General features: G+C 58.4%; 15 protein-coding genes. 13 read left to right on the top strand and 2 right to left on the bottom strand.

The window, feature by feature from the left end:
* The first annotated feature begins 4 nt into the window (after window positions 1-4).
* The 5 genes from E9954_RS13490 (at window position 5) to E9954_RS13470 (ending at window position 9567) form a co-directional block, all read left to right on the top strand.
* The gene (locus tag E9954_RS13490) at window positions 5-2245 is read left to right on the top strand and encodes a CBM96 family carbohydrate-binding protein (protein ID WP_168442238.1); all 2241 of its coding nucleotides are present in this window, start codon (window positions 5-7) and stop codon (window positions 2243-2245) included.
* Window positions 2246-2375: 130 nt separating this feature from the next.
* On the top strand, window positions 2376-3908 hold the full coding sequence (locus E9954_RS13485) for a sulfatase family protein (protein WP_168442237.1): 1533 nt from the start codon (window positions 2376-2378) through the stop codon (window positions 3906-3908).
* Window position 3909: 1 nt separating this feature from the next.
* A complete protein-coding gene (locus E9954_RS13480) occupies window positions 3910-4968 on the top strand; it encodes a glycoside hydrolase family protein (RefSeq protein WP_136079670.1) in 1059 nt (352 codons plus the stop codon).
* 51 nt (window positions 4969-5019) lie between these two features.
* Window positions 5020-6519, top strand: a complete 1500-nt coding sequence (locus tag E9954_RS13475; RefSeq protein ID WP_222847177.1) for an alpha-L-fucosidase — start codon at window positions 5020-5022, stop codon at window positions 6517-6519.
* A 9-nt stretch (window positions 6520-6528) separates the two neighbouring features.
* Window positions 6529-9567, top strand: coding sequence for a chondroitinase family polysaccharide lyase (locus E9954_RS13470; protein ID WP_136079669.1), 3039 nt, complete (start codon window positions 6529-6531; stop codon window positions 9565-9567).
* Between the two features lie 16 nt (window positions 9568-9583).
* Here E9954_RS13470 and E9954_RS13465 read toward each other — a convergent pair whose 3' ends face one another.
* The gene (locus E9954_RS13465; RefSeq protein ID WP_136079668.1) at window positions 9584-10414 is read right to left on the bottom strand and encodes an RluA family pseudouridine synthase; all 831 of its coding nucleotides are present in this window, start codon (window positions 10412-10414) and stop codon (window positions 9584-9586) included.
* A 158-nt stretch (window positions 10415-10572) separates the two neighbouring features.
* Window positions 10573-11244: a spermidine synthase gene (locus E9954_RS13460; protein ID WP_136079667.1), complete on the bottom strand. Its 672-nt coding sequence runs from the start codon at window positions 11242-11244 to the stop codon at window positions 10573-10575.
* 163 nt (window positions 11245-11407) lie between these two features.
* On the opposite strand from E9954_RS13460, the gene gpmI reads away from it, so the two are divergent.
* The 8 genes from gpmI (at window position 11408) to ptsP (ending at window position 18844) form a co-directional block, all read left to right on the top strand.
* Window positions 11408-13057: a 2,3-bisphosphoglycerate-independent phosphoglycerate mutase gene (gpmI, locus tag E9954_RS13455; RefSeq protein ID WP_136079666.1), complete on the top strand. Its 1650-nt coding sequence runs from the start codon at window positions 11408-11410 to the stop codon at window positions 13055-13057.
* A gap of 89 nt (window positions 13058-13146) precedes the next feature.
* Window positions 13147-13623: a hypothetical protein gene (locus E9954_RS32485; RefSeq protein ID WP_168442236.1), complete on the top strand. Its 477-nt coding sequence runs from the start codon at window positions 13147-13149 to the stop codon at window positions 13621-13623.
* Complete coding sequence (locus tag E9954_RS13450) at window positions 13620-14708, top strand: LptA/OstA family protein (protein ID WP_168442235.1); 1089 nt, start codon at window positions 13620-13622, stop codon at window positions 14706-14708. Before E9954_RS32485 ends, E9954_RS13450 begins: the two co-directional genes overlap by 4 nt.
* The gene (lptB, locus tag E9954_RS13445) at window positions 14709-15446 is read left to right on the top strand and encodes an LPS export ABC transporter ATP-binding protein (RefSeq protein ID WP_136079664.1); all 738 of its coding nucleotides are present in this window, start codon (window positions 14709-14711) and stop codon (window positions 15444-15446) included. It abuts the gene before it with no gap.
* A 21-nt stretch (window positions 15447-15467) separates the two neighbouring features.
* Window positions 15468-15764 carry a ribosome hibernation-promoting factor, HPF/YfiA family gene (hpf, locus tag E9954_RS13440; protein ID WP_136079663.1) on the top strand — a complete coding sequence of 99 codons (297 nt, stop codon included), beginning with the start codon at window positions 15468-15470 and terminating at the stop codon, window positions 15762-15764.
* Between the two features lie 89 nt (window positions 15765-15853).
* Entirely contained in the window at window positions 15854-16792 is a 939-nt protein-coding gene (gene hprK / locus E9954_RS13435; protein WP_168442234.1) for an HPr(Ser) kinase/phosphatase, read from the top strand.
* Window positions 16785-17063 carry an HPr family phosphocarrier protein gene (locus E9954_RS13430; protein ID WP_136079661.1) on the top strand — a complete coding sequence of 93 codons (279 nt, stop codon included), beginning with the start codon at window positions 16785-16787 and terminating at the stop codon, window positions 17061-17063. Before hprK ends, E9954_RS13430 begins: the two co-directional genes overlap by 8 nt.
* A gap of 5 nt (window positions 17064-17068) precedes the next feature.
* The gene (gene ptsP / locus E9954_RS13425) at window positions 17069-18844 is read left to right on the top strand and encodes a phosphoenolpyruvate--protein phosphotransferase (RefSeq protein WP_168442233.1); all 1776 of its coding nucleotides are present in this window, start codon (window positions 17069-17071) and stop codon (window positions 18842-18844) included.
* Window positions 18845-18981: the final 137 nt, after the last annotated feature.

Raw genomic sequence — 18981 nt, 5'->3', positions numbered from 1 at the left:
TTATATGAAGATTCCAATCCAATGGTGCATGGCTGCCTTGCTGGCGCTCCCGATGCTGGGCCTTGCCCAGCAGCCCGCGAACACGCTCAATGCAATTACGGATGGAGCGGCCGTTGGCGATGGTGTGGCCGATGATACCGCGGCCATCAATGCGGTCATCTCGACGGCGAACGCGCAGGGGAAAGATGTCTATTTCCCGGCCGGCACCTATTGGGTGACCGGCCAAATCAGCATGAAAAACGGCGTGAGCCTTTTCGGGGATCAAAATGGAATCTCGCTGCTCAAGGCTTCGTCTCTAAAGGTGATCGGAGAACCGGATAATAATGGATCCACGGTTGCCAACCTGGCGGTGGAGGATCTTTTTTTCCTGAACCTCTCCCTCAATCTGAATGGCAACCAGAAGGACAATATCACGGTTCGCCAATGCGCCTTTGCAACCACCATCGGCCTCGGTGCCGACGGCTTCCAGACGGTGGTGCTTTCCCGGGGGGCAAATTGCGTCGTGGAAGATTGCCTGTTCTTCTGCGCGGAAGCGGACTGGGATGACAACGGCATCAAGGGCATCCAGAATTTCAGCAACACCGACATGGTCATCCGTCGCAACATTTTCGGCCTAGATCTGGGCAACCTGACCTGGCTCGACACGGAATGGAAGGGCTATGCGAACTGGATGAACCCGGAAGCGCGCCTGCTTCAGTTCAAGGCGGAGGAAGGCTTGCCGAACCGCATGGGGGCCATGAAGGGCGCGATGCGCCTGAACGAATGCCGGCGCACGCTCGTGATCGATAATATTTTCAACATGGATCCCGTCGCCTGCGGGGTGGAGCAGCATGCCGGAAACATGGATGTCGACCACATCATCTACGCCACCCAGGCGGAGGATGTGGAAATCATTGCCAACTGGTTCCGCGGGCATCCCAACTCGCCGGCCGGTGGCCTGAAGCATCGCGACACGGCCGGGCCGGGGGTGATTGCCGCCAACTATTTTGTCGACACGCCCTTGCTGCTCTATTCCTACGCGAGCGATCTGACGCACGGCCTGGATAATCAGCTCGTCTACCGTAACCACTTTGAGATCCTGACGGATGAGGCCACGTTTGGCCGCAACGGGATTTCCTACTACATGTCGGACACCCTCGCGGGGGTAAACAACAAAATCGCCTCCAATACATTTGAATGCGCGGATGGATATTCCAGCATCAGCCTCCACAACGGGGATCCCTCCGAATGGAAGGTATACGATTCCAACCGCTACATTTCGGGGGCGCCGATTGAAGTCGAGGGAAACAACGCGCCGTATTCAACCCTTTCCGGGGCGCCGTCGGCTTCGGAAACCTCCCCCTATGACGGCTATGTCGTTCCGGATCTGGATATCCCTGAATATGGCGAAGAGCCTGCCGTTCCGCCGAGCCCGGGCTCGGCGCAATTCGAGGTGCTGGAGGATACCTATGTGAAGCAGGCCGATCCGACGGGTAACTTCGGAACCGCTTCAACATTGAACGTCCGCAAGGAGGGTACGAGTGAAATAAACGCCTTCCTCAAGTTCATGGTGTCCGGCATAACGAACGGGATTGTTTCAGCCAAGGTGCGGCTCTATTCCCTCCACGATCATACGGTTGGTATCTGGAGGGTGAACGATGTTGCCTGGAGTGAAACGTCGATGACGTGGGACGGCCGCCCCACGATGGATGAAACCATTTCGACGGCGGCGGCGTTGACGGAACAATGGGTGGAGCTGGACGTTTCATCGGTGGTGACGGGAAACGGCACCTATGCGTTCGGACTTAAAACCACCAGTGCGAACTACCGCAACTTTTCTTCCAGGGAGGGGGCCGGCATCCCGACACTGCTGCTGACCTTCGCAGAGGGGAACAACGATCTTGACGGCGACCTCATCCCCAATGGCTGGGAGGAGGAATATTTCGGCGGGGCAACCAACGCGATGGCCACGGCGGATGCCGACGGCGATGGGTTCGACAACCTCGCCGAATTCATTGCGGGAACCAATCCCACCAACGCCGGATCCTTTTTCGCGGCCTCATCCACGAACCTGTCTTCCGGTTTTGTGGTGGAGTGGAGCGCCGTCTCCAACCGCGAATACGGCGTGTGGCACAGCGTTTCGCTAACCAACGCCTTCACCAACCTGGCCAGCGGAATCCTCTTCCCGCAAAACAGCTACACCGATACGCTCCACGCGATCGAGGCCGGAGGTTTCTACGAGGTGGACGTCAAGCTGTTGCCTTAACCTTCACGATCGGTTTTGGGGGCGAATGGAATGCGTGAATGCCGTGGGACATCTGCGCAAAGATGGGCTTCTCAACGCCAGGCAATCGGCATACTCTCCTGCATTGTTATCCACCGGAACGGGAGTTCGAATGAAACGACGCAATTATCTGAAAACCATGACCGCCGGAGCCGCCATGCTGGGTTCCAGCACGCTCGCCGTAAAACGGAAGCCGCCTAACTTGCTGTTTGTTTTTCCCGACCAGATGCGACGCGAGGCCATGGGTTTTTGGCAACAGGGCCCGTTCAAGGGGAAGCTGCGCACGGCGTCCGACCCGGTCGTTACCCCAACGCTCGACAAGATGGCGCAGGAGAGCGTGGTGTTCACGCAGGCGGTGAGCACCTGTCCGGTTTGCAGCCCGCACCGCGCCATGCTGATGTCCGGCATGTGGCCGTGGCAGAACGGGGTGGTGAACAATTGCCACCAGACCCGGACGGATCACCTCAAACACGATATCCAGTGCTTTACCGATGTGCTTGCCGGTGCGGGCTACGACACCTGCTATGTGGGCAAAACCCACTGGGAGCGCAACGATCCGCTGTTCGATGAAAACCAGAACTATGTCGGCTCAACCGATGCGCCGGGCGGTCACCACTTTAATCCGTACGACACCTACATCCCGCCGGGGCGCGGGCGCCACGGAAACGGATATTGGTTCCAGTGCGTGAAGGATGTCCACAAGGACCCGCGCGTCTATTCCAACGATCCGGAAAAGGTCGGAGGCCGGAAGGACGGCGAGCAATACCGCCCGAAAATCTATTCGCCGAAACTGGAAGCCGATGTCCTGGCCGACTATCTCAAAAACAGCCATGGCCAACGCAATCCGGACAAACCGTTTTCCATCATCTGGGCGCCGAATCCGCCGCACAACCCGTACGATTCGGAAAAGGATTGCGACGAGGTGGCCTACCGGGAGCACTACAAAGGGAAGCCCGGCCTGCTGACGCGTCCGAATGTGGAGGGTGAAAACAAGGCGCTGGCCGAAAAACGCGCGCCGTTCTATTTTGCGAATGTGACCGGGGTCGACCAGCAGCTGGGGCACGTGTTCAAGGCCCTGGAGCAGGCGGGTGAGGCGGACAACACCATTGTGGTATTCACCGCCGACCATGGCGAAATGATGGGGAGCCACAACAAGTTCGGCAAGCTGGTCATCTTCGAGGAAGCCTTCTGCGTCCCGTTCCTGATCAAGGTTCCCGGCAAAACCAAGGGAACGCTCGAAGACCTGATGATCACCCCGCCGGACATCATGCCGACGGTCTTGGGCATGCTGGGACTCAAGGATCGCATTCCTTCGTCCGTCGAGGGCAGGAACTATTCGCGCGAAATCATCACCGGCGACTGGTCGACCCAGCCCAAACCGAAATCGGCGCACTTCCTGGGCTACAACAACCGGTTCAAGGGGCTGCGCACGGATCGCTACTCCTTCCAGATCGATGAAGAGGGCGGGCAGTTCCTGTTCGACAATGAAAACGATCCGTACCAGATGAAGGAACTTCAGTTGCCGGATATCCCGCCGGCGGACGCGGAGTTCATTTTGGCCGAGCTGGGGATGTGGCTGAAGCAGTCGAACGATCCCTGGTACCGTGAAAAAAAGTTCGCCGACATCATTCGGTATCCTGCTTAGCATGAATCCAATATTCGACCGAATCGGAACCGTCTCGCGGGAACAGGGTTTCCGCATGGAGGGCTGGTGGGTGTGGGGCAGCTCGGTCGTCAAGGGCGAGGACGGGCGCTACCATATGTTTGCCTCGCGGGTCCCGAAATACCAGCGGTTTCACCCGGCCTGGATGATTGCCTCGGAAATCGTGCGGGCTTCGTCGGACACGCCGGAAGGGCCATACGCCTTCGAGGAAGTGGTGCTGCCGGCACGCGGTGCGCAATATTGGGACGGGCGCTCCACGCATAACCCGCGCATGGTGAAGCACGGCGACACGTATGTCCTCTACTACATGGGCTCAACGCATCCGTTCGAGGATGTGACGGAAGAGATGGCCGACCAACTGACGCTGGATAGCAAGTGGTGCATCGCGGGCCGGGCCAATAAACGCATCGGCATTGCGGTTGCCAACAGCGTCTTCGGGCCGTGGGAGCGGATGGATGCGCCGGTGTTGGAAACGAAGCCGGATTCCTTCTACAGTTTCCTGACGAGCAATCCGGCGCCGGTCATCCATGATGACGGCTCGGCCCATCTGATCTTCAAGTCGCGCCGCTATGAAGGGCATATCCACAGCGAAATGAATATTGGTCTGGCAACGGCGCCGCACTATGCCGGCCCCTACACGGTGCTCAACGACGAGCCGCTTTTCTCGGAAAAGACCTTCGGCGTGATCGAGGATCCTTTCCTTTGGAAAAACGAAGATGGCTTCCACATGCTCGCCAAGGATCAGTTTGGCGAAATTACCGGCGAGCGGGGCGCGGGGATCCTTGCGCATTCCCCGGACTGCCTCGGCTGGACGTTGCACGACGATCCAAAGGCCTATACCCGCAACATCCAATGGGCGGATGGATCCAGGCAGTTGCTGGGTAATGTCGAACGGTGTAGCGCTCTCGTTGAAGACGGGCAGCCTTCGCACCTGTTCTTCGCCATATGGGAAGGCGAGGGGGGCTTTTCCGATCCCAAGCCCGGGAACCATTCCTGGAACATGGTGGTGCCCTTGAAGCCCGTTTCGGCAGGTTCGGTTTAGTGTTGAAAGTCATTAATGGATCGGGAGGTTGTTGGTATGGAACGCAAGCGGATGAAACGGAACATGGTTCATGCAACGCTATGGTTGCTGGTGGTTGTGCTGGGTAGTTCGTGCGCCACGAACCCGGGTGCCGGATACGAAGCGGACTGGGAATCGCTCGCCGCGCACGAACAGGCGCCGGATTGGTTTGCCGACGCCAAGCTGGGGATCTATTTCCACTGGGGCATCTATTCGGTGCCGGCTTTCGACGGGGAGTGGTATCCCTACCACATGTACCGCGACGGCAAGGTGAAGGAGCACCACGCGAAGACCTTTGGCGATCCCGCCACGTTCAACTACCACGACTTTGTTCCGATGTTCAAAGCCGAAGCGTTCGATGCCGAAGAGTGGGCGCAGCTGTTCGAGGATGCCGGGGCCCGGTTTGCCGGGCCGTGCGCGCAGCACCACGATGGATTCGCCATGTGGGACAGTTCCGTGAATCCCTGGAATGCCGCCGATCGCGGCCCCAAACGCGACATCACCGGGCTGCTCGAAAAGTCGATCAAGGCCAGGGGAATGAAATTCATCACCACCTTCCATCATGCGCGCGTCGGCCAGCGCTATGCCGACAAGCCGGAGGAGTGGGGCGGCTACAACAGCCACTTTGCCTACCACCCGGACTTTGCCACCTCGTCGACCAACCCGGTGCTGCGCAAGCTCTACGGCAATATGCCCGAGGCCGAGTTCAACCAATATTGGTTCGATCAGTTGAAGGAAGTCATCGACCAATATTCGCCGGACATCATTTGGTTCGATTCGTGGCTGAAGATGATCCCGCAGGAATACCGCAAGCAGTTCGCGGCCTACTACCTCAATGAAGCGCAAAAGAAAAACCAGGAGGTGGTCATTGCCTACAAGCAGGTGGACATGCCGTCTTCCATCGGCGTGCTCGACATCGAGCAGGGCGGGAAGAAGGATCTTTCGGAGTCCATCTGGCTGACCGACGTGACGCTGGGCACCAAGTCGTGGTGCTACGTCGAGGGGCAGCAATACAAGCCGGCCGAGCTGGTGGTGCGCAACATGATCGATGTCTGGAGCAAGAACGGGGTGGTGCTGCTCAACATTTCGCCGCGCGCCGACGGTGTGATCCCGCAGGAGCAGCACTACATCCTGCTCAAGATCGGCGCCTGGATGAAAAAGCATGGAGAGGCCGTCTACGGAACGCGCGCGTTCGATGTCTATGGCTTCGGCCATGCCAAGGTCGAGGCCGGCCAGCACGGCGGGCAGTCGGCCACTGTGCAGTACACCGAAAAGGATGGCCGCTTCCTGCGCTCCAAGGATGGACGGTTCCTCTACCTCTTCATGCTCGGCAAGCCGGCGGTCGGCAGCGAAATCGAAATCCGCGACCTGGCCAGGCACACCTATTGTCCGGAGGGCGGCATCAAGCGCATCACGGTGTTGGGAACCCAGGTCGAGGTGCCGTTCCACTGGGCGAAGCGCAACTTTTGGCTGGCGGTGCCGGATGCGGAATTGGACGAAATCGCCACGGTGTTTAAAATGGAACTGAATTAGGGAAATCACATGAAGCTGATTGATCACATCGCCGTTCTGGCCCTGGTATTCCCCATGATGGGGAGCGCGTATAACACCCCCGCGAAGAGCATCGAGAGTTTCGAGGAGGGGATGCCCGAAGGCTTCGCCGCCACTGGGACGGTCTCGCTTGATACCACGCGCATGAAGCACGGGTCGCAATCGGTGAAATGGGAATGGAAGGGCAACGACCGGATCGTGTTCGACACCCCCATCGGCTACCGCAAGCAGCGCAAGCTGGACGCGGAGGATGATGCGCTCATGACCCATGCCGACCCCACGAACATGGAGATTCTCGAAACGCCCCACGGTTTCTTCATGTGGATCCATAACGACGAAGCCCGTCCGCAGCGCCTCCGCATCGAGTTCGGCCGCGGCGACGAGGTGGATTGCTGGTTCGACTATTGGCTCAACTTCAAGGGCTGGCGCACCATCGCCCTCAACTACGACCGCGGCGACATGAAAGGCCTCCCGCGCGAAGACATGACCCGCATGACCATCCACGCGCCGAACACCGGTTCGGGAACCTTTTTCATCGATACGATCGGTCTTTCCGTCCCGATGAACCCGCGCACCGTCGGGGCCAATCCGCAGCTGCCGGAGATCGATTCGCACGGGCGCCTGGTCTCGCAGTACGAGCACCGGTTGCTGCATTTCAACGGACTCACCCCGACGTTCAATCTCGCGCCGCTGACGGATGGGGTTGTCGCCGATTTCAGAACCTTGGAACGGCAGGCCATGCCGTACTGGCTCGACGAAGACGAACGGGCGAAGTGGAACGATTCCAAGATTGCGGGCATTGAAAAGAAATTTGCCCGATTCGAAATCGTTCGCGACGGCGGCAACATCTATGGCCGTCCGCTGGTCTTCGGCAATGTGATGAAGGAATATTTTTCAGAGGCGGGCATTCCTCCGGACAAGCTGTGGGACGGCATCATGAACTGGCGCCACGACTATTGCGCCACACTGTTCCAGATTGCCAAGGCGTGGGAATGCACCGCGTCCGCCGAAAACAAGGCCAAGCTCGAAAGCCTGTTCATGGATCTGTTCGACTATGGACAGGATCAGGGCATGGCTGCCGGCGCCGGACTCGGCTGGATCCACCATTATGCCTACATCATCCGCGAATATGTGCCCGCACTGTTCCTTATGCGCGAGCCGTTGGAGCGGCACGGCCGCCTGTGCCAGGCGATTGAAACCAGCAAGTGGCTGACCGGCTTCAACCGTGTTTACCGCGAAGACCAGGCCTATGGCTGGGCGGGGCGCAAGGCGTGCGACGCCGACGACATGCAGGGGCTGCTTTCCCTGCGCCTGCTTACGCCGATGCTGATGAAGGATTCGCCCGAAAAGGCGCGCGACCTGCGCCACTTTTCCTCCTTCTTCTCCAACGTCGAAACCGCCTACGCCAACGCGCTCGATGAAACCTTCAAACCCGATGGCACCATCTTCCACCACGCCGGACACGCCTATGGCTATGGTGGCCGCGCCATCTATGGTTCCGTCTGCACCTACGACATTCTGAGCGGTACGTCGTTCCAGGCATCGGAAGATGCCGCGCGCCGGATCCGGAAGGTGGCGCAGACCTACTATGATGGCTTGTTCACCGACAAGATGATGACGCCTAAGGCGTTTGCCTCCATCCGCTTCAGCAACTACACCAGTTCGGAGCAGTTTGCCGCCATGCTCGACACGATGGGCACCCCCTACGAACCGCTCGACGGCTTCCGCTCGTTGCCCTACACCTGCGTCGGCATGAAGCGCCGGAAGAACGACTGGATGATCACCGCGCGCACGCACTCCAAATATGTCTATCCGTTTGAAAGCTGGGGCAGGGACTTCTTCGCCTTTCCGCTCTTTATTGCCAACGGCTACCTCGACGTCGCCTATCCCGGTTCGCTCGATAGCCTGACACCGGCCGAAGGCACCTGGCACGACGGCATCGACTGGCGCCGCTACCCGGGAACCACCTCGGTCAAAATGCCCTTCGAAGAGATGGCCACGCGCGTCGGCAAGGTGCGCGACGAGGGCGGCGAATACCTCTTCTCCGACCAGGCCTTCTCCGGCGGGGTCGAAACCTCCTATGGCTGCGGCGTTCACGCCTTCGAGTTCAAGGGGCACGACAAGTATGGCCTCGAATCCTTCACCGGCAAAAAATCGTGGTTCTTCGTCGGCAACAAGGTCGTCTGCCTCGGTTCCGACATCTGCAGCAAGATTCCCGAATATGCCGTCGAGACCACGCTGTTCCAGACCCAGCTGGATTCACCGGAACAGCCCATCAAGATTCGCGGAAAGGACCTGGCCAAGTTTCCGCTCAAGCGGACGCTTAAAACCAAGCAACCGCAGTGGCTGATCGACAACCGCGGAACGGGCTACTATGTGCCGTCGGGTGAAATCAAGCTGACGCGTTCGGAGCAGACCCATCCCCAATGCCACGATAAGGGCGAAGTCTCCGGCAACGTTGCCACGGCCTGGTTCGACCACGGCAAGGCTCCGGAAAGCGCCGGCTATGAATATGTGCTGGTGGCCGGTGCCGATTCCGACTCGATGAAGGCGTTTGCCTCCCGGCCAACCATCGACGTGCTGCAAAGGGATGCCAGGGCCCATGTGGTTTCCCTGAACGAAGAAGCGGCGACCGCCTACGCGGTCTATGCCGAAAATGGAGCCACGTTCGATCAGGGCGCGGTGAAGTCGGTGAACAAGGCCTCAACCTTCATCGTGAAAGCCGACGGGGAAAAGCTGCGTTTGAACGTTTCCGATCCCGACCTCAATATCTACGACGGCCAGGACGACCTGTTGCCCGATGGCTCCCGCACCGAGCTTTCCATCTACGAGCGCGAATGGTTTTTCTGGCCAAGCCGCCCGAACACCGTCCGCATCACCCTCGCCGGCGAATGGAAGATCGACGAGCTCGTCCAGCCGATGGAAACCGCCGGAAGCCAGCCGAAGATCATCTCTTCCGCCAACGGCCAAACCGTCATCGAAATCGAATGCCGCGATGGCCTGAGCGCGGAGGTGTTGCTGGGGCGGTAGCCCTTGGGGCGGTAGTCTAGCGCAGTTTCATCTGCGCCAGGCACCGTTTAAAGTCGCCGGGCAGGGGGGCGGTGGCGCGCACGGGCTTGCCGGTTTTCGGATGGTTGAAGATGAGGCGGTAGGCATGCAGCATCTGGCGCGGTTGTTCGATCGAAAGCTCGTTGCCGGTGCCGGCATATTTCTTGTCGCCCATCACCGGGTAGCGCTTGTCGGCCAGGTGGCGGCGGATCTGGTGGGTGCGGCCCGTTTCGATGCGCAGCTCCAGATAGCTGGCGTGTTTCTTGGTGTCGAGCAGCTTAACCAGGGTGGTCGAGATTAAACCATCGATATCGGTGCGGATTTCCTTCCAGCTTTTCGGGAAGCTTCCGATGGTGATGGCACGGTAGATCTTCATGATGTCGCGCCCCTTGAACATCGGGATCATGGCCGCCTTGGCCTCGGCGCTCTTGGCAAAGATCACGCAGCCGGAGGTTTCCTTGTCGAGGCGGTGCACGGCGCAGATGTTCTTGTTCTTTTCCTGCTTCTGCAACTTGGCCTCGATGCTCTCGTCCGATGCATTGGTCAGGAAGTAGGCCGGTTTGTTGACCACCAGGTAGTCCGAGTCCTGCCAGAGAATGCCAATGTGCTTGGCTTCGGGCTTCTTCTGGTCCTCGATCAGGATCTCGACGACGTCGCCCTCCACCACTTCGTGGCGGCGAATCCATACGCGCTTGCCGTTCACCAGCACATGCTTGGCGTCGATGGCCGCCTGGGCCTGCTTTTTCGAGATATCGAGGGTTTCGGCAATCACGGCGAACAGCCGCTGGCCCTCCTGCTTGTATTTAACGGTAAAGGTTTGTTTCTTCATAAAAATTCCTGATTAGCCGCGCATCATGTTTCCAATGCCCGGAAATAACAAGCCAAACAGTTCTTAACCACTAAGGCACAAAGGACTCTAAGAGGATGTTGGCAAATCCTGTCGCAAAGCTTTGTGCAACTTGGTGTTCTTGGTGCCTTTGTGGTTAATCACGTTTTTTCGGCCAGCCAGATCGTGTGGCGGCGGCCTTTGGTCTTGCGCGCCCGAACGGTGACCTCTTCCACCTTGAAGCCCGCCCCGCGCAGGCGCTTGGTGAACGCTGTATCCGGCTCGGCCGACCAGATCCCCAGGATCCCGCCCGGTTTTAGCGCCTTCTTGGCGGCGTTGATGCCGCCGTGGGAATAGAGCCGGTCGTTGCCCGCGTGGGTCAGCGCATCGGGGCCGTTGTCGACATCCAGCATGATGGCGTCGTAGGTCTCGGCCTTTTCCTTGATCACCAGCGCCACGTCCGATTCGCGGACCAGGGTGCGTGGATCCTCCAGCGGATTTCCCGCCAGCTCCGCAAGATGGGTGCGGTTCCATTGCACCACCGCCGGCACCAGCTCGGCCACGACCACATAGGCATTGGTTCCCAGATGGTCCAGCGCCGCGCGCAGGGTGAACCCCATGCCCAGCCCGCCGATCAACACGCGCGGATGCTCCCGGTCCCGCACCCGCCCGCAGGCCAGCTCCGCCAAGGCATCCTCCGATCCATGCATGCGGCTATTCATCAATTCCTCGTTTTTCACCGAAATCGAAAACTCGAACGCTCGCTGGTAGAGCTTCATCGAGCCTCCACTGCCCGGTACCTCGACTTGATCAAGCAATACCCACGGATTCATAGAAAAGGTTCCTTGTTGGTTGAAAGGGGCGGGGATAGTGGTTCCGGGTATCCAAAATTACAAGTCCCTTTCAAAATGGTTTATTTCATTGCCCGCCCCCGGCTCTAAAGGCATATTTCCCGGACTTTTTGCAATTACTGGTAACTTCAGGAGAAATTGAATCATGGAACAGTTGAAGAAAAACGAAGCTTTTGGCGGCCCGGAGGGGCCGGTGGTGTTGGTCGTGATGGACGGCGTCGGGATCGGAAAGAACCCGGAAAGCGACTTTGTGAAGATCGCGAACACCCCGAATCTGGACTGGTTGCGCGAACATGCCATCTATACCGAAGTGAAGGCGCACGGTGTTGCGGTTGGCCTGCCGGACGACGGCGACATGGGTAATTCCGAGGTCGGCCACAACGCGATCGGTTGCGGACGCGTGTTCGCCCAGGGTGCGGCGCTGGTTGGCGATGCCATCGCAAGCGGCTCCATGTATGAAGGCTCGGTTTGGCAGGAACTGATTGCCAATGTGAACGACAAGGGTTCCGCGCTCCACTTTATCGGCCTGTTTTCCGACGGCAATGTGCATTCCAACATCAACCACCTTGAAGCGATGCTGCTGAAGGCCAAGGAGCAGGGCGTGAAGAAAGCCCGCATCCACCCGTTGATCGACGGCCGCGACGTTCCGCCGACTTCCGTTCTCGAATATGTGGAGCGTTTCGATGCGTTCCTCGCCGACATCAACGCCGATGGTTCGGTGGACTATTGCGTGGCTTCCGGTGGTGGGCGCATGAATATCACGATGGACCGCTACGATGCCGACTGGAGCATGGTTGACCGGGGCTGGAAAGCCCACGTGAAGGCCGAGGCCACTCCGTTTGCTTCCATGAAGGAGGCCATTGAGCAGTTCCGCGCGAACAAGCCGGGCATCCTCGACCAGGATCTGCCGGCCTTCGTGATTGAGCGCGATGGTGCGCCGGTTGGCCCGATTGTCGATGGCGACAGCGTCATCTTCTTCAACTTCCGCGGCGACCGTTCGCTGGAAATCACCAAGGCCTTCGAGGCCGACGAGATTACCGAGTTCGACCGCGGCCCCAAGCCGAACGTTATCTATGCCGGCATGATGCAGTATGACGGCGATCTCGGCGTTCCGGAAAAGTATCTGGTTACGCCGCCGGCCATCGACCGTACCATGAGCGAATATCTCTCCAACGCGGGCGTGAAGCAGTTCGCGATTTCCGAAACCCAGAAATATGGCCACGTGACCTATTTCTTCAACGGCAACAATTCCGGCAAGTTCGCGACCGAAACCTGGATGGAGATCCCGTCGGATGTCTGCCCGTTCGAGAATGCCCCCGTCATGAAGGCCGTCGAGATTACCGACGAAGTGGTCAAGGCGATCGAAGGCGGGGAATACAAGTTTATCCGCCTGAACTTCCCGAACGGCGACATGGTCGGCCACACCGGCGTCTTCGATGCGGTGAAGGTTGCGGTCGAAGCCGTCGATGCCGGCGTTGGCCGCATCATGGAAGCGGTGAAGCAGGCCAACGGCATCATGGTTTGCTCGGCCGACCATGGCAACTCGGACGACATGTGCGAGCTGGACAAGAAAACCGGCGAACTCAAGCTGAACGAAGAAGGCAAGTGCAAGCCGAAGACCGCGCACTCGCTCAACCCCGTTCCGGCGATCGTTTACGACCCGTCCGGCGTTTCCAAGGCCCGCAAGGCGGATGTGGCCGATGCCGGCATCGCGAACCTCGCGGCCACCTGCATCACGCTGCTGGGCTACGTGCCGCCGGCCGACTATACCCCGAGCATCGTCGAAGTCGGCTAACGGGTGGAATGAAGCGTGCGAAGGTCGCGAAGATGCCGGGCTGTTTGCTTTGCGCTCTTCGCGACCTTCTGTTTATATGGCTGTTGTCCATGAAAAACGTAGTTGTCCATATCCTCGCCCTCATGCTGGTGCATGTTGCTTCCGCCCAGGTTCCGCCCGCCAATAAGCTGGACGAATACATGGAAACCGGCATGGAAGTCGCCGGGGTGCGCGCGCCCTATTATGATGAAGAGGGCAATCTGAAAGCGCAGCTCTATGGCGGCTATGCCAAGATTCTCGAAGGCGGCGTGGCGGATGTGACCAACCTGCGGATCGATGTGTTCGAGGGCAAGAAGGTCTTCATGTCGCTCTTTGCCCCGCAATGCTTCACCCGGATGGAGGAAAAAAACGGGCAAAAGCTGCTCATGGTCTATTCCGAGGGCGATGTGCTGATCGACATGGACCAGATGACCATCACCGGCAAGGGATTCCGTTTTTCTTCGGCGGAAAACAAGTTCGAGGTTCTGCACAACTCCAGGGTGGTCGTGAAGGAATCCGCCCGCGAGATGAAGGGGGCGGAGTTTTGAGCCGCTTCATCCTCAGAATGGCGCTCTGTGGTTGCGTTCTGCTCACCGTTGCCTGCTCCAAGCGGGAGCGCTCCGATCCGGATGCGGAAGAGTGGGCGGATATCCAGGCGCTCGCCGACGAGGCAACCGTTGTTCCCGCGGCTGCTGCCCCGGAAACCACTGCGGTTCAGGGAGTGGTGGTTAACAACCCTGCTGCCGTCGAGGGGGAATTCGATGCCTTCATTGCCCGGCTGGAGCAGATGAAGACGGCTGAGCGCAAGCCCGGAGAAACGCTGTTGACCGGCGAGGGGCTGGTTTTGGACCATACGCGCCGCTATGTCCGCATGGATGGGAATGTCGTGGTGCTGGACGACCAGGGCACCCTGGAGACCGAGAGCCTGATTGGGCGCTTTTCTATCTCGAACGAGCTGGAATATGTCGAGGCCAAGGGCGGGGTGGATATGGTCAGCAGCAACCGTACGGCCTCGGCCGAAGAGGCCATCTATAACTACCGGAACGGGTTTGTGCAAATGCAGGGCCAGGCCACGGCCTCGGATGGCGGGAACCGGCTTTCCGGCGAGCGGATCGAGCTTTGGATCAAGGGCGACCGACGCATGGTTTGCGAGCCCAACGCGCTGCTTGAGCTGACGGGGGCCTCCGGTTTGAAGATGGAGGGTATTTCGGAAGGGGTCGAAGGCGATACCGAAATCCGGGCGGATCGGGTGGTTTACGACGAATCGAAGGGCATGGCCGAGCTGATTGGCAATGTCCGGGTGCGCGATCCCCGCGCCGCAATGAATTGCGCCAATGTACGCCTTTTCTTAAAAGATGATAACGAAATTGATTGGATCGAGGCCTTGGGCGAGGTAATAATCCAATCAGACGACAGGAAAGCGCTGGCTGACAGGGCGACCTACCATGCGGACGAAGGTAGATTCACATTGGAGGGGGAGCCGAAGGTTAAGCAAGGGCAGAACATAATGACCGGAGACCGAATCAAGATCTGGCTTGAACCCCGAAGGATGGTATGCGAGCCAAACGCGCGTGTTCTGTTGTATCTGGACGAGGAAACCAAAGCAAAATTCCTGAAAGATTTAGACGAATAAATGGCAACTGAAGAAACCTATCTGATCCGGACTGAAAAGCTGGTCAAGGCATACAAGGGCCGCAAAGTCGTGCGTGAAGTGGAGATCAATGTGAAGGCCGGCGAGATCGTCGGGCTTCTCGGCCCCAATGGCGCAGGCAAAACCACGAGCTTCTATATGATCGTGGGGTTGGTGAGTCCGACGAGCGGCAAGGTCTTTTTCAATGGCAAGAACGTAACCCGTACCCCCATGTTCAAACGCGCTCGCATGGGGATGGGCTACCTCTCGCAGGAACCGTCCATCTTCCGCAAGCTGACGGTGCGTGAAAACGTCATGTCGATCCTCGAAACGTTGCCCATTTCACACAAGGAGCGCAAAGAGCGACTGGAGCAGTTGCTCAATGATCTGAAGATCGGCCATTTGGCCAAGCAACGGGCCTATACGCTGAGTGGCGGCGAGCGCCGCCGACTCGAAATCACCCGTGCGCTGGTCACGAATCCCTCCATCATTCTGCTCGACGAGCCGTTCAGCGGGGTCGATCCCTTGGCGGTGAACGACGTGCAGGATATTGTGCGCGACCTGCGCGACAAGGGGCTGGGCGTGCTGATTACCGACCACAACGTGCGCGAAACGCTGGCGGTGGTGGATCGGGCCTACTTGCTTTGCGAGGGGCAGGTGCTGAGCGAAGGGGACAGCAATTTTCTAGTGAACGACGAGGTGAGCCGCGAACTCTATCTGGGACCGCGGTTCAGTATGTAACAGAACCGAAAGGAGCAAGCCATGCAAGTAAGTATTACAGGACGGCATGTTAATGTAACCGACAACGTTAAAGCCCATGTCGAAGACAAGCTTGAGCGATGTCTGGGCGTGTTCCCGCGAATAGAAAGCATCAAGGTCATCCTCGATACGGAGAACCGCGACCAGGTCGCCGAGACCATCATCCAAGCCTCGAACCATATCCGCATTACGGCCACGGAAAAGTCCGAAAACCTGTATGACGCGATCGACCGTTCCATCGAGCACGCCGAGCGCCAGATGCGCAAGCATCGCGACAAGGTTCAAGACCACCACAAGTAACGTGTAGAATACCAATTCGGAATGAAGATTGACGGAGCACGTTCCCGTTCTTCATTCTGAATGCTTAAATCCTAATCTGGAGTACAATCGTGCCAATAACCGTTAAGAGCTTGTGGGATGAGGGCGGCGAAAAGCTGTCGCTCAGTATCGTAACCGGCGAGCAGAACCTGGACCGGAAGTTGCCGGAAACCGCCATGAACCGGCCGGGATTGGCCTTGACCGGGTTTTTCCAATATTTTGCCAACCAGCGCCTGCAAATCTTCGGCTTGGCGGAATTCACCTATCTTAAAAGCCTGTCCCAGAATGATCGGGTAGAGAGGCTCGAGGAGCTGTTCGGTCAACAGATTCCCGGAATTGTCATCACCCGCAACCGCAAGGTGCCCAAGGATATCCTGGAATTGGCGGAACGCCACAAGGTGCCGGTTTTCCGTACGCCGATGGTGACGATGAACTTTGTCAACGAATGCACGGTGCTGCTCGAAAAGCTGACCGCCCCCCAAAAGCGGATCCAGGGCACCTGCATGGAGCTGATGGGCATTGGGGTGCTGCTGCGCGGCGATCCGGGGATCGGGAAAAGCGAAACAGCGCTTTCCCTGATTGAACGGGGCTACAGTCTGGTTTCCGACGATGTGACCGAGGTGCGGCGCACCAGCCGCGGGGGCCTCGTTTGCTGGGCGAACGAAGTGACCCGCTACCACATGGAAATCCGGGGCTTGGGCATCATCCATGTTCCCAGCCTGTTCGGTGTCGCCGCCATCCGCCGCCAGACGGAGTTGGATCTGGTAATCGATTTAAAGAAACCCACGGGCAATGAAGACCGCACGGGTGTACACCCCGATACCATTGAAATCATGGGGGTCGAGGTTCCGTGCATCACCCTGCCGGTTCGTTCCGGGCGGGATATGGCGAACATCGTCGAAGTGGCTGCGCTCAACCAGAAACTGAAGGAACTCGGCCACGATGCGGCCAAAGAGCTGGACGACAAGATCATCTCCCGGCTAACAAAAGGGCGGGTGCAACATGGGTGAGGAAACGCTGGTTAAAAAATTCAAGGTTCTGAACGCGTATGGCATCCATGCCCGTCCGGCCGCGTTGCTGGTGAAGGCGGCAGGAAAGTTCGAATGCGATATTTTCATTGAAAAAGATGGCAACAAGGTGTCCTGCAAGAGCATCATCGGCCTGATGACGATCGAGGGCTTCCCGGGAAGCACGATGCAGGTGACCGCTTCGGGCGAAGATGCCCAGGATGCCATGGACGCGATCGAGGAGCTGTTCGTCAATAAATTCTACGAGGAATGATCCCGGTGGCTGGAACGCACGCAAAACACGAAATCGCGCTCAAGGGGATCGGGGTTTCTCCTGGAATAGCCGTTTGCGATGCACAGTTGCTCGCGCCGCATACCGACCGGACGGTGCAGCGTTCCATCTCGGCCGATGAAATCCCCAGCGAAATCGCCCGTTTCGAAGAGGCACTGATCGCGACACACGATCAAATCAAGCATATCCAAAAGCAGGTGGGCGAGGTGCTCGGCGACGAGCATGCGAGTATTTTCGATGCGCATATCCTCGTGGTGGACGATCGAACCTTCATCGAAGACGTTATTCGTTCCATTAAGAACGAAATGGTCAACGTTGAGCCGATCCTGCGGGCGGTTTCCAACCGGTATGCCGATATGCTCTCCAAGGTGGAGGACTCCTATCTTTCCGAGCGCGCCGCCGATATCCGCGATGTAACCAAGCGGATCCTCGCCAATTTGGCTGGCGAATCGCTCGACCAGATGAAGCAGATTTCCAAGCCGTGCATCGTTGTGGCCCACGATCTGTCCCCCTCGGATACGGCCAGCATCAACAAAGCCATGGTGAAGGCGTTCATTACCGATCTCGGTAGCTCAACATCGCATACGGCCATCATGGCCAAGGCACTTGAGGTGCCGGCGGTTGTGGGGCTCCATAATATCACTGCGGTGGCATCGTCCGGCGATGCCGTGCTGATCGATGGCGCCAAGGGACTGGTTTTCATCAATCCTACGGAAGAACGGCTGCGGGCCTACGAAAAGCGTGCCGAGGAGCAGGAACAGATCCTGCTCGAACTCGACAGGCTGCGCGACAAGCCACCGGAAACGAAAGACGGCTATCTGGTGCCCATCACCGCCAACATCGAGCTGCTCGAGGAACTCGATGCGGTCGGTGCGCGCGGGGCCAAGGGCATCGGTTTGTTTCGCACCGAGTTCCTGTTTTTGGGAGCCGGGTCGTTGCCGGATGAAGACGCCCAGGCGGAAGCCTATATCCGGGCGGCCGAGAGTCAATATCCCTCGCCGGTGGTCATCCGTACGCTTGATCTGGGGGCCGATAAACTCCCCGCCGGCTTTGAAATGCCCGATGAGTTGAATCCGTTTCTCGGTGACCGCGCCATCCGACTCTGCCTGTCGCACCCCGATCTATTCAAAACACAGTTGCGCGCGATCCTCCGCGCCAGCGTTCACGACAATGTTAAGATGATGTATCCGATGGTTTCCTGCGTGCAGGAGGTCATGGATGCGAACACCTTGCTGCGCCAGTGCATGATGGAGTTGAGCCAGGAGGGGGTTGCCTTTAACCAGGACATGCAGATCGGTACCATGATCGAGGTGCCTTCGGCCGCACTCATCGCCGACATCATCGCTCCGCACGTCAGTTTTTTCAGCATCGGCACCAACGACTTGATCCAGTACACGATGGCGGTGGACCGTGGCAACGAGAATGTGGCCCACCTCTATAAGCCAACCCATATGGCCATCATCCGCCTGATCGACCATATCGTTAAAGTGAGCCACAAGCATGGACTCTGGACGTGCGTTTGCGGGCAGATGGCCGCGAACCCGCAGCTGGTTCCGTTGTTGATCGGGCTTGGGGTCGACGAGCTGAGCATGAGCCCCTCCCAGGCGCCGCTGATCAAGGACGTGATTCGCAAGCTCTACTACTCCGCCGCAGTCGAACTCGCGCAAAAGGCCCTGGTATCTTCCTCGGCCGAGCGGGTCGACCAGCTGTGCCACGACATGATTGCGCAGATCGCCCCGGAAGTGCTCGAACTGTCCGAATAGGCGTGCACCCAATCAAGGCTCCTTTGCCTGCCCGGTCAGATGAAACGGGTTTCGTTTTTTGACCGATTATCATACTTGCATAAGTGTGATATATCGTTACGGGCATCTATATATGGTCAAAAGTTGATTTCCTACTT

Source organism: Pontiella desulfatans, from assembly GCF_900890425.1.
Taxonomy (GTDB): domain Bacteria; phylum Verrucomicrobiota; class Kiritimatiellia; order Kiritimatiellales; family Pontiellaceae; genus Pontiella; species Pontiella desulfatans.
Note: the sequence above shows the minus strand (reverse complement) of the source record. Positions and strands in the feature narration are given on the sequence as shown.